The sequence below is a fragment of the Streptomyces sp. V2I9 genome, from assembly GCF_030817475.1.
Lineage (GTDB): Bacteria > Actinomycetota > Actinomycetes > Streptomycetales > Streptomycetaceae > Streptomyces.
The window spans coordinates 6,611,061-6,622,976 of sequence record NZ_JAUSZJ010000002.1 but is presented as its reverse complement, the minus strand read 5'-3'; the positions used below and the strand labels follow the sequence as shown (position 1 = coordinate 6,622,976).

General features: G+C 73.4%; 7 protein-coding genes. 1 reads left to right on the top strand and 6 read right to left on the bottom strand.

Annotated elements, in window-relative coordinates; translation table 11 throughout:
• The 6 genes from QFZ71_RS28710 to QFZ71_RS28685 form a co-directional block, all read right to left on the bottom strand.
• Nucleotides 1-1,221 (bottom strand): AAA family ATPase, encoded by a 1,221-nt coding sequence (locus QFZ71_RS28710; protein ID WP_307671061.1) that lies wholly within the window; start codon nt 1,219-1,221, stop codon nt 1-3.
• Nucleotides 1,218-6,413, bottom strand: a complete 5,196-nt coding sequence (locus QFZ71_RS28705; RefSeq protein WP_307671060.1) for a hypothetical protein — start codon at nt 6,411-6,413, stop codon at nt 1,218-1,220. Before QFZ71_RS28705 ends, QFZ71_RS28710 begins: the two co-directional genes overlap by 4 nt.
• Nucleotides 6,410-7,270, bottom strand: coding sequence for a DUF4132 domain-containing protein (locus tag QFZ71_RS28700; protein WP_307671059.1), 861 nt, complete (start codon nt 7,268-7,270; stop codon nt 6,410-6,412). Before QFZ71_RS28700 ends, QFZ71_RS28705 begins: the two co-directional genes overlap by 4 nt.
• A 369-nt stretch (nt 7,271-7,639) precedes the next feature.
• The gene (locus tag QFZ71_RS28695) at nt 7,640-8,419 is read right to left on the bottom strand and encodes a serine protease (RefSeq protein WP_307671058.1); all 780 of its coding nucleotides are present in this window, start codon (nt 8,417-8,419) and stop codon (nt 7,640-7,642) included.
• A 285-nt stretch (nt 8,420-8,704) separates the two neighbouring features.
• A complete protein-coding gene (locus tag QFZ71_RS28690) occupies nt 8,705-9,583 on the bottom strand; it encodes an alpha/beta hydrolase (RefSeq protein WP_307671057.1) in 879 nt (292 codons plus the stop codon).
• A 303-nt stretch (nt 9,584-9,886) separates the two neighbouring features.
• On the bottom strand, nt 9,887-10,825 hold the full coding sequence (locus QFZ71_RS28685; protein ID WP_307671056.1) for a LysR family transcriptional regulator: 939 nt from the start codon (nt 10,823-10,825) through the stop codon (nt 9,887-9,889).
• A 159-nt stretch (nt 10,826-10,984) separates the two neighbouring features.
• On the opposite strand from QFZ71_RS28685, the gene QFZ71_RS28680 reads away from it, so the two are divergent.
• Nucleotides 10,985-11,884, top strand: coding sequence for a 3-hydroxyacyl-CoA dehydrogenase NAD-binding domain-containing protein (locus QFZ71_RS28680; RefSeq protein ID WP_307671055.1), 900 nt, complete (start codon nt 10,985-10,987; stop codon nt 11,882-11,884).
• Nucleotides 11,885-11,916 lie beyond the last annotated feature (32 nt).

Sequence of the window (11,916 nt, the reverse complement as noted above, 5' to 3'; positions counted from 1 at the left end):
TCAGTTCTCCAGCACCGAGCGCAGGTCCCACAGCGCACGCCAGGTGGCCGAACCCTGCTCCGCGCGCCTGCGGACCGGCCCGTCCCAGTAACCGAGCAGCCGTGCCGCGTCGGCGGGATCGTCCTTCCGGACGACGCCGAGCAGATGGCCGGGCAGCAGGGAGAGCACGTCCCGGTCGCCGGGGAAATAGGCTGCGGCCAGGCCCAGCGCGCCCGCGACGGAGACGGCCTCCGCCGTGCTCATCACCGTGGAAGGGCGCTCGACCTCCCAGCCCTCCGCGGAGCGGCCGTCCCGCAGGTCCCGGAAAGCGGTGACCAGGGCTTCGAGGACCGCGTCGTCCACCTGGTAGGCCGCGCCCACGCGCTCGACGGCGGCCCGCGACTGGCGCCGGACGAGCGCGGTCTCGGCGTCCACGTCACCGATGAGCCCCACGGTCTCGAAGTTGAAGCGCCGCTTCAGCGCCGCGGACATCTCCGATACGCCCTTGTCCCGGAGGTTGGCGGTGGCGATGAGGGTGAAGCCGGGGGCCGCGTGCACCTGCGCCCCTTCGCCGCCCGCCAGTTCGGGCACCGCGATCCGCCGCTCGGAGAGCAGGGACACGAGGGCGTCCTGGACCTCCGGCAGACAGCGGGTGACCTCCTCGACGCGGGCGACGGCCCCCCGGTTCATGGCGGTGAGGACCGGGGACGGCACCAGGGCCTGTTCGGTGGGCCCCTGGGCGAGCAGCAGCGCGTAGTTCCAGCCGTACTTGAGCTGGTCCTCGGTGGTGCCCGCGGTGCCCTGCACGGTGAGCGCGCTGGTCCCGCAGACGGCCGCCGACAGCAGCTCGGAGAGCAGGGACTTGGCGGTGCCGGGCTCACCCACGAGAAGGAGCCCGCGTTCCCCGGCGAGGGTGACCACACACCGCTCGACCAGGGCGCGCTCGCCGACGAACTTCTGCTCGATCACCAGACGGCGGGGCACCCCGGTTCCGGGGCGGGCGTCCTTCGGCAGGCTCAGTGCGTCGCCCGAGCTGCCCATCACGAAGGTGACGACGGCACGGGGGGTGAGGAGCCATCCGGGAGGTCGGGGCCCGGTGTCGTGGGCGGCGAGGAAGGCCAGCTCGGTGGCGTACCGGTCCTCGGGCGGTGTGATCTGCCGTGGCGCGCGGCCGGGCGCCGTCGCCTGGCCCGGCAGAGCTCCCGTGGCGCTCTCCGGGGTGGTCGTGGTGTCGTTCGTCATCGGCGGCGGCCCTTCCGGGTGGCGCGGGTGTCCAGTTCTTCGAAGGCGGGGGCGTCGCCGCCCCGGACCCGCGCCCAGGCGGCTGCGAACAGCGCGGGCACGGGGAGGTGGGGCAGGGTCCGGGCGGACCCCGCCACGGGGTAGAGGCTTTCCTTCCAGGTCTCCAGCGGCAGGCCGGGGGCGCCGCGTTCCAGCCAGCCGCAGGGCAGGAAGAGGGTGCGGCCGGCGCGGGAGCGTTTCGCCTCCACGACGAGGTCGGTGGCGGCGAGTTCCGCTCGGGCCTTCTTGATCCGGGCCGGCTTCCACCCGGTCCAGCGGACGCAGTTGCGGTCCGTGGGGTCGGGCAGGGCGAGCAGCATCAGGTAGAGCGCGGCGGCGTCCGCGCCCAGGGAGAGGGTGTCGGCCGCCTCGGCCACCAGGTGCGGTACCGCACGGGTCGGGTCCTGGGCCGGGTGGCACGGGGAGCCGTCGGGTGCGCCCGCCGCGACCAGGGCGTCGGTCTCCTGGCCCAGCAGGGCGCGCAGGGCGTGGAGGTCACCGGTGACGTGGGGGCTGACGGTGCCCTCGATCAGGCCGAACGCCGGATCGTCGGGACCCTCCAGGCCGGCCGGGCGGATCAGCAGCTTCTCTCTGTCGCCGTAGGCGGGGGCGAGGAGCAGCGCCGTACCGGCCCTGGCCATTCCGTCGGCCTCGGCGCCGCCGGACTCGGGGAGCCCATGTGCGGCGCGGATCGCGGTACCGATCGGGGCTCCGGAGTCGGTCCAGTTCAGACCGAGGTCCAGCACCAGTCCGGGGTCGGCGAGCCGGCTGCGCAGGGCCGCGAGGGCGGTGGGCAGGTGGGCTCGCAAGGGGTGTCCGTGGGGCAGCGTGTACGCGAGGGTGCGCAGCGCTGTCAGTGCGCTCGAGACCGCTCCGCGTGCGCTCACGCGGCACAGGGCGGGGCGGGTGCTGCCGTCCGGTACGGGAGTGTCGTGGGTGAGCCAGCTCCGGGTGCCCGAGTTGAGGATCAGATCGACGGCCTCGGCCGGGGCGCCGGTGAGGTCGAGGTCCAGTTCCTCGGGGACGCGGACGAGGGAGCCGAGGTGTTCCCGCCACATCTCGGCGGCGGCCCGGACGTCGGGGCCCGTGGACCACAGCTCAGCCGGGTCCGCGGGCAGCAGCGCCCGGAGCACGGTGTGCCGGCCGTCGCGGTCCAGGGCGTCCAGCCGCTCCTGGGCCGTCTCGAGGGCGCGTGTCTTCGTGCCGAGCAGAGCCAGCACCTCGGCGGCGGGCTCCGCCACGGCCGCCGACAGCAGCGCGGTGGCCTGGAGGGGGCCGATTCCGGTGGCCGTGTGGAATGCCTCGGCGGCTTCCGGACGCCAGGGCGCCGGGCCTTTCTCCCGCACCAGGGTGGTGAGCCGGGTGAGCCGGTCGCGGGCGATCCCCTGCCGGTAGACGTGCTCACGGGCAAGGGTGAAGCCGGGGACGGGGCCGAAGGCTCCGGTCGGGTCGTGGTCCAGGGCGAGCCAGCGGGCCGCGTCCTCCCGGGAGTTGCGGCCGTGGTCGGCCAGAACCACGACGGTGCGGGAGCCCTTGCGTAGCACCTGGCCGAGGCGGTGCACGGCCTCGGGACGTCCCGTCCGCCCGAGCGTCGCCGTGTCGAGCTGTTCGACGAGCTCCACCCGCCGGACCGTTCCCGCGGGGTCGGCCAGCGGGCCGGCGGCGAAGGCGTCCAGCAGTACGAGGAGTCCGGCGCGGTGCTCGGGGGAGGTGGCCTCCGAGGCGGCCCGGTAGGCCAGTTCGGGCAGCTTGTCGAGGAGGGAGGTCCAGGCGGGGGATTCGCCGGGCACGGTGAACTCGTCGCGCTGCCAGCCGTCCACAGGGGTGAAGGGGACCTTCGACGGCGTGGGCGGGCCGAACGCCGGCTCACCGCCGAGGACGTGGTTGACGGCGAGGATCTGCCGGATCGCCGTCCACCGGCTGCCGCCTCCCCACCAGGAGCCGCGCATCTGATCGGAGCCCCAGGCGGTGGCGGCCCGCAGGGTCGTGTCGTCGCCGTGCTCGGGCTCGTGGTCGAAGAACATGCCCTTGGTGCGTGCGGTGTGCTGGGGCGTGGCCGGCTGCGCGGGTGCGGGCGGGTCCAGGTACCGGGCGACCTCGACGGCCCGGTCCACCGCGTTCCACGCGACCGCGGTCACGCCGGTGAGGAGCCGTTCGTCGGACACCTCGGGCAGCACCCGGGCGACGGCCTCCTCGCTCATCTCCCACGCCGAGGGCCCGGTGTACTCCTCGACGGCACGGGATGCCCGCGTGTGCCGGATGACCGCGTCGGCGACCGCGTCGAACAGCTCCTGGCCGCGGTCGTCGGTCAGCTTCCGCAGGGCGGCGGAGCCCTGCTCGTCCCGCGGGCGGAGGGCGTGCCAGTAGGCGACGGGAGGCACATAGGGGGTGCCCGCCGCATCGCCCCCGCGGGACGAGTCGGTGCCGACGGACCACAGGCAGGCGGTGCCGTCGGTGTCCGCGGGATGCACTTCGACGAAACGGTGACGCAGAACCGCGACGGCCCGTGACCCGCCGGGCAGGGTGAGGGCGCCGAGCGGTACCGCGAGGGTTCCGTCGGGCAATGGGTGGGGCAGGGCGACCGTGTGGCCGTCGGGGGTGCCGGCGACGGTCCGGGAGCCGTTCGCGGGCGCGGCGGTGCCGGGCTCGGCGGCGGTGCGGCGGACCCACCGGCCGAGGACCGTGCCGTCCGTGCCGAAGGGGGTGGTCTCCAGGCCGGGCTGGAGGGGCAGCACCTGGCAGTGCTCGGCGAGGAGCCGGGTTCCGTCCTGGATTCCGGAGCGGAGGAAGCCGGGGAGGGAGGCGCGGCCGTGGGTGCCGGTGGCCGGGTCGTACTCCAGCCACACGCGCTGGGTGCCCTGGTGGCCCTCCCGCCAGTGCCCGGTGCCGTCGGAGAGGACGGCGCGCTGGGGCGGGAGGGTGGTGTCGCCCGCGTGCAGGGTCTTGCCGCCCGTGGCCCGGCCGCCTCCGGGCAGCGGCACGCCGACCTCGTCCGAGAGGCTGGGGCGGCCCCAGCGGGGGACCTGGTCGCCGCCGACGGTGAACACCTCGGCGGGGCGGTGCGACCAGTAGCCGCGCTGCTCGTCGTCCTCCCACCAGATCACCAGCAGTTCGCCGTCGACGTAGCGGAATGCAGGTGTCCGCCACCGGTCGGTGGTGGAGGGCAGGCGCAGGGTGTGCCGCAGCAGCACGCCCTCCGGGCCGACGACGACGGCCCGCTCCGGCGTGTTCAGGATCAGCGCGGGCCACGCGTCGGTCACGCCGACGTTCTGCGCCCGGTTGTTCCGCCCGCGCCCTGCGGCGGCGACCTCGGCGGCGAGTTCGACGTAGGTCTCGTCGAGCGCGGGCCAGCCCAGTTCGTCGAAGACGCCGGTGCGCAGGGTGGAGACGAGCAGCGGGACGACGTCGTGCTGTTCGAGGAGGCGCGCGGCCTCGGGGGCGACGTCCGCGACGACCGTGCGGAACGGAGAAAGCTTCTGGAAGGCCAGGCGCAGTCCGGGGAGTCCGCGTGCGGCGGTGTACTCCTCGGCGCAGGCGGTCAGCCACTCGCGCAGCAGGACGGAGAGCACCGGGTGCGCGGCCAGTTTCGCCATACCGGCGTCGCTCAGCCGCTGGCCGCGGCGGTGACCGAGGCCGCCGGCGTTCCGGCGCAGGAGGTCGCGGAAGTCCGGGTGGCCGGCCACGGCGACGAGGTCGCGGCGCCCCGGTGCCTCGTCGGTGAGCCACTCGCCCAGCGCGAAGCCGTGCGACCGCTCGCCGCCACGGCCCGTGTTCTCGTCGTCCGGCTCGGTCACGGGGACCCCGGAGGCGAGGAAGAGGTCGAGAAGGTCCAGGTCGGCGGTGCGCCGCCAGCGGCCCTGGAACAGTTCGACGGGGCGTCCGTCGGCGCGCAGCCGGTCCGTCATCCGGGCGGCCAGGTCCAGGGTGCGCGGGCTGCGGCCCGGGGTGGCCCAGTTCCGCTGCCGGTACGCCTCCCAGCGGGCGAGCCAGTCGGCCGGGGAGACGGCCGTGTCGAGAGGGGCCGCGGAGTCGGGGGAGTCCTGGCCGGAACGGTCCGGAAGGGCGGTGAGCAGCTCCTCGGCGCCGGACTCGGCCAGCAGCCCGAGCCAGCCGGACTCGTCCATCGTGTCCCGGCCGCTCTCGCCGAAGGTTTCGGGGAAGAACCCGAGGAGCCGGGCGCGCACGGACACGTCCGTTCGCGCGAGGGCGGTGAGCGCGGAGGTGTAGGTGGCCCAGAACGAGGCAGGGGCCCGGACGACTCCGGGAGAACCGATCAGATCTGCCACCAGTTCGCGTTCCGCACTGTCGCGGTCCAGCCCGGCGGCCTTGACCAGCGTGCGTACGTCCTGCGGCAGCGCCGCGTACGGCGGCATGCCGGCGGCGCAGCGCTCCACCAGCAGCCGGCGGAACTGTGCCCAGGCGTCCGCCGGTGCGAGCCGGGCCACCAGGTCGCGCACGTACTGCCGCAGCGCCTTGACGGTCAGCGCGCCGGCGAGGGCGAACTCCAGGAAGACGGCGCGCTGCCGGTCCTCGTCCACGACCAGGCCGTGGACCCGCTCGGCCTCACGGGCCTTGCCGAAGAAGGAGGCGGCGTAGGTGGCGTTCTCGGCCTGGAGGAAGAGGCGTGCCACCTGCTCGTAGTAGGTGGGGAGGAAGTGCGGCACGGCCCGGCCGAGCCGGGTGCCGAGCTCGTCGAAGCCTTCCTTGGCCGCGCCGGCGCGGGTCTTGGCCTGGCGGCCCAGCCGCTCGATGTCCTTGACCAGGGCGAGGGCGTGGTGCCCGTTGGCCGGGTCGTTGACCAGGGCCCAGGCCGGAAAGCCCAGCGTCTCGCGGCGGATCTGCCCCACGACGGGGGCCTCCGCGGTCCGGGCCAGCCCCAGGAACTCCAGCGCCAGGTCCTCGGCGTCGCCCAGCGTGCCGGGTACGAGCCGGACCACCGGGCGGTCCCCGAGGGCGGTGTGCGTGTAGGTGCGGGCGGTCAGCGTGTCGGCGTCGTCCCGGTCGGTGGTGCCGGCCGGGAGGATCGCACCCGCGTCCAGCAGGGTCGCCGCGCGGGCCTCGGCGGCGAAGGCGCCGCGGCCCCGGTTCTGGGCGGGGAGGGGCGCCGGGCCCGGTGCCGCCGTGTTCGCTCCGGTGTTCGTCGTGATGCTCATGCCGCCCGCTCCTCGTCCTCCACGTCGCGGCCGGCGTAGAGCGCCGCCGCCATGCGCATGCCTTCGGACCACGCCACGGCGCCGACCTCGGCTGCCGTCAGCGCGCGCCCCGAGGCGTCGGTCCAGCCCAGGGGGCCCGTCTCGGTGCCGTACGCGTCGTATCCGTCGTGCTCGCCGATCCAGATGCGCGCCTCGACACCGACACCGTCCTCGAGGACGGGGCAGACCGCGTATCCGCCGCGCGAGCGGTACCCGAGCTGGGTGACACGGCCGTGCAGGAAGCGCAGTTCCTTGAACACGCCGCCGGCGTAGGTGTCCACGGAGGTGGTGTCGGGGGCGAGCCCGGCCGGGCGGTGCCACACCTCGCGGAACAGCTGCTCGACGTTCTGGCGCACTTCCAGTTCGACCGCGAATTCCCGCAGCTCGTCCAGGTCGTCGAGGAGGACGGGGTGGGGCACGCTGACGACGTCCGGGGTGATGCGGACCGTGTCACCGTCCAGGTCCACGAGGCCGAGACCGCGCTCGGGATCGACGTCGCGCAGGAACCCGGCGACCCCGCCGTCCGCGCCGGTGACCACCACGTCCCGCAGAGCGGTCTGCCACGCCGGGTCGGGCCAGACCCGGGCGAGCACGGCGGTGGGTACGGGCAGCGAACGCACCATCCACTGCTCGACGTCGCTCAGGCACCGGCGCTCGTGCCGGTCCAGCCACTCGGTGAGCTGCCGGAGACCGACGACCGCCGGATCGTCCTTCAACTTCGCCGGAACGGACTTCAGCCGTCGGCCCTTCCCGTTGCGGCAGACCACTTTGCCCGCCTCCAGAGCGACTTCGTAGTCGCCCGCCGAAACCCACCCCATGCGCTGTTCTCCCCGTTGTTCCGGACGGCCGCCGTACCGGCGGCATGCTGAAGAATCCCGTCGACGGCGACGCACCGTGACGATTGGGAGAGACTCTAGGCTGCCCCAGTGACAACGCGTTCCCGCCCCCGCCCCACCGGCCTGCGGGCCAGGGGGCGCAAGGCCGTGCGGCGGCGTAGCCCCCGGCGGCGCGGCGATGTCTCGGCGCACGGTCCCGGAGAGAGCGGACGTCGGGTCCGGCGGCGCCGGTTCCCCGAGCGGGGGGACGGTCCGGAGATGGGTCTGGGGGCTCCCGTCCGTACGGGAGCCCCCAGGGGGTGGATCAGCCCTGATCACCCGAGGGCGACCGGGCGGTGGTGGTGCGCGGCCTCAGAGCGTGCCGGCTGCCGAGGCGATGGCGGCCGCGAAGGTCGAGACCTCGGTGTAGACGCCCGGGTAGCCGGGCCGGGCGCAGCCGTAGCCCCAGCTGACGATGCCGACCTGGATCCACGCACCGGCATTGTCCCTGCGGAACATCGGACCGCCGGAGTCGCCCTGGCAGGTGTCGACGCCACCGGTGTCGGGGTATCCGGCGCAGATCTCCTCGGCGGCCACGAGCTCGCTGCCGTAGGCGGAGCGGCAGTCGGCGTCGGAGACGAACGGGACGTTGGCCTTGAGCAGGTAGCGCTGCTGGCTGCCCCCCTCGCGGTTGGCGCCCCAGCCCGCGACGGTGAATGTGCCCTGGTTGTAGGCGGTGGTGGTGGCGATCTTCAGCGTGGGCAGGTTGATGGGCTGGGCGAGCTTGATCAGCGCCCAGTCCTTGCCGGTGCCGTTGTAGCCGGGGGCCTGGAGGACCTTGGTGGAGCGGACCTTGATCGCGCTGGACGACTGGAGGTCGACGACCCCGCCGGTGACGGTGATCGAGGTGTTGTTGCCCGATCCGCTCACGCAGTGGGCGGCGGTGAGGACGATGTCCTTGGTGTAGAGGGCGCCGCCGCAGCCCATGGAGAGCCGGACCATGAAGGGGAACTCGCCCTGGGCGGCGCGGGTTCCGCCGACGACGGGGTTGGGGGCGGCCGAGGCCGTGACGGGCTGGAGGCCGACGACCGCGACGGCGACGGTGGCGACGACGACGGAGCATCTCTTCAGCGCACGCAGGAGTTGCTTCACGGACTGCCTTCTTTCGTGGGGGCTGTGGGAACCACGACAGGGGCGCGACACCAAGTTAGTCATGCACCCGTCAAAGCGTTCCGATTGTCGGGAACGGATGACCGCCGCCACAAGGCACACTTTTCGGCCAGCCCCCGGAGGGATCCGCCGATGACACGGGTTCGGCCGGAGCAAGGACTTCCCCGACCGGGGCGGCTCCGGCCCGCTCGTCCCGAGTTCCGCGGCGGAGCCGGGGACGAGCAGGCCGCATGGCCCCACCTCCCGGCGACCGGGGCGGGAGGCCCTTTACCTCGGCACTTCTGGGACCAGGTCGGCCAGGAGTGCCGCGAAGAGGTGCGGTCGGCTGAAGTACCCGACGTGTGACGAGGCCAGCGTGCGGACGTCGAACGGGTTCTCCGGGGTCAGTTCGTCCGCCTTGCGGATCATGTGGTCCTGGACGGCCGGGGGGATGCTGAGGTCGTCGGTGAGCCGTACGAAGGTGTGCGGGACCGCGCCCCACCGCGCGGCTCGGGCCACCGCGCCCTCCTCCAGCACCGCGTAGTTCTCGTCCGGGTCCATGGAGTCGAGCAGCATCCGGAACTGATGGTCGGTGGAGTCGGCCATCACGGCGGCCTTGAGCTGCGCGAACAGTACGGGGTCGGCGTGCGCGGCACGCCAGTTCAGCCGTACCACCCCTTGATCCGCGGTGTCCGGCACGGTGATGCGTACCGCTGCGGCGTCCAGCATGTTGTCGTCGAGGACGTCCCACTCCTCGGTGATCATCGACAGGTCGCTGAGGCAGATCGCGGAGAGATAGACGACACGGTCGAGGAGTTCGGGTACGGCGTTCGCGACGGCGGTGACGGTCAGGCCGCCGAAACTGTGGCCCGCCAGGACCAGTGGCCCCGACGGGGCGAGCCGGTGCAGGACGTCCACCACGTGCCGGACGTTGTCCTGCAACGTGACTCCTCGCATCGGGGAGGCGGCGGCGGCGAGTGCCGCCAGGTCCTGCGGCTGCCGGTAGTAGGCGGCCGGGTGGTCGGCGCGGTCGCCGTGACCGGGCAGGTCCACAGCGTACGAACGGTGCCCGAGGAGGGCCAGTTCGTTCTGCAACGGCCCCCAGGCCCGGGCGTTGCTCGACCCACCGGGAACGAACACGAAGGTGGGGTGTGCGGTGGTGCGCATGAAGAAGTCCTCGTCATCCTGAGCCGAACGGTGAACGGTGCACGGATGACCTGGTGCCGACGGAATGCCCGGTCAGCACCGGGTCGGCAACACCGAACGGAGGCGCAGGGAATGCCAGTTGCCGAGGATCGCATGCATGATCGAGACCATAGGCCCCGCCCGGCACACCCGCCACCGGATTGACGACCGCCGCCGGAGCGCGCCGCCACCGATCCCGGTACGCGCGGAGAGGCCGGCGTCCCGACCGGCGGGAGAGCGGGCCTGCCACCGGACCCCACGCCGCCTTGCGCCCTCCCCCGCCGGTCAGCCGTTCGGCGGGACGCCCAGATCGCAGGACTCGGACGGCAGGGCGGTGACCACGTCGAGCAGACGGATCACCGCGGGATCGGCGTCGGGCCGGTGGATGGCGTGTACGGCGGTGTCCAGAGCACTCACCCGCCCCCGGAGGGCGATGACACTGACGCCGGCCACGGCGAGGTGCCGCATGCCTTCGGGTACGAGGCTCACGCACAGGCCCGCGGCCACGTAGCTGAACAGTCCGCTGAGATCATCCGCGACCGCCACCCCTCTTGGGGTGAACCCGGCTCCGTGGCACACGAGTTGGAGTTGCTGGGCGAGAAAGGGCAGCGCGGTCGGATCGGGCAGCACGAAGTCCTCCTCCGCCAGCTCCGCCAGGTCGGCCGACCCGGCCCCGGACAGCCGGTGGCCGCGCGGCACCGCGACGCCGATGCGCTCGGTGGCGATGACCGTGCCGACCAGGTCGTCGGAGAGCCGCGAGGGGTCGCGCAGGAAGCCGAGGTCCAGCGCGCCGGTGCGCACCAGGTCGACCACGCCGGCCGACGATCCGTGGTGAAGGTGCACACGGAGTCCGGGCAGCTGTTCGGCTGCCGCTCGCAGCACCGCAGGAAGGTAGAGGTGGCTGAGGAGGCTGACGTAGCCGATCCGGACATCCCCTTCCAGGCCGTTGGCGACCCGCCGGGCACGCGCGATCGCGGCGCTCCGCAGGTCGAGCAGCCGCTGGGCGTCGGATGCGAACACCCGACCGGCCGCGGTCAGCCGTACGCCGCCCGGACCGCGGTCGAACAGGCGCGTGCCCACCGCCCGCTCCAGACGCTGGATCGACTGACTGAGCGGCGGCTGGCTCATGCCGAGCCGCTCGGCAGCCCGCCCGAAGTGCTTCTCCTGCACCACGACCAGGAACTGTTCCAGGAGCCTTCGAGAGAAATCGATATCATCAGCCATATTGCCTACTACACAATCATATATTGGACAGACCTCGCAGGGTGGGTGTCGACTGGGCCGTACAGCAGTACGCCCTGCAGGGGCGGCTGTTCGGCTCCGCGACCTGCGGAGCTGTCGGCAGGCTTGCCGACTTTCCGCCGTATCTGTGGGGTGGTCTTCGTGGCGGTCGTGACGATCGTCGGTGCCGGCGTCATCGGTGTCTCCTGGGCGCGGTTGTTCGCCGCGGGTGGCTGGGAGGTCCGGGTCAGCGACCCGCGGCCCGATCTGCGGGAGGTGGTGGCGCGGGATCTGGCCGGTGTGGCGGTCACGGCCACCGCGGATCTGGCCGGGGCGGCGGACGGTGCGGACTTCGTGCAGGAGGCGGGGCCCGAGCGCGTCGAGGTCAAGGAGCAGGTGTTCGCCACGCTGGCCGCGCACACGCGTGACGGTGTGGTGCTGGCCTCGTCCTCGTCCTCCCTGCTGCCGTCGGTGATCGCGCGGGGCAATCCGGCGGCGGAGCGCATCGTGGTCGGCCATCCGTTCAATCCGCCGGAGCTGATGCCGCTCGTCGAGGTCGTGCCGGGGCCGGGTACGTCCGGCCGCACGGTCGACCGCGCGGCCGAGGTCTACCGGGAGCTGGGCAAGCTGCCGATCCGGCTGAGGAAGGAGATCCCCGGTTTCGTCGGCAACCGCCTCCAGAAGGTCTTCAACGACCAGGCCGCCCACCTCGTCCAGGAGGGGGTCATCGACGTGCGGGACCTCGACGATCTGGTGCGGGCCTCGCTCGGGCTGCGCTGGGCGACCGTCGGCCCGTTCGAGAGCGGTGTCCTGGGCGGCGGTCCCGGCGGCATGCGGCACCTGGCCCGGCACGTCGGATCCCAGATGGCCTTCGAGACCGGCACCGCGGACCCGGCCCGGATGGGCGAGGTGCTCGACGCCGTCGAAGAGGCGTACGGCACCGGCCAACCCGCCTACGAGCGCCTCGCCGAGCTCCGCGACGGCCGCACCCGCGCCGTCCTCGGGCCGCTCGGCTGGACCGAACCGCCATCCGGCGACGACCGGGACGACCGCTCCAGGTGACCTCATCGCCGGCGGTGAACCAGGGGCCGGCC

Bases quoted from the DNA above. Each gene is read 5' to 3' on its own strand.
- QFZ71_RS28710 (WP_307671061.1), bottom strand. From the start codon at position 1,221: ATGACGAACGACACCACGACCACCCCGGAGAGCGCCACGGGAGCTCTG.
- QFZ71_RS28685 (WP_307671056.1), bottom strand. From the start codon at position 10,825: ATGGCTGATGATATCGATTTCTCTCGAAGGCTCCTGGAACAGTTCCTG.
- QFZ71_RS28690 (WP_307671057.1), bottom strand. From the start codon at position 9,583: ATGCGCACCACCGCACACCCCACCTTCGTGTTCGTTCCCGGTGGGTCG.
- QFZ71_RS28705 (WP_307671060.1), bottom strand. From the start codon at position 6,413: ATGAGCATCACGACGAACACCGGAGCGAACACGGCGGCACCGGGCCCG.
- QFZ71_RS28700 (WP_307671059.1), bottom strand. From the start codon at position 7,270: ATGGGGTGGGTTTCGGCGGGCGACTACGAAGTCGCTCTGGAGGCGGGC.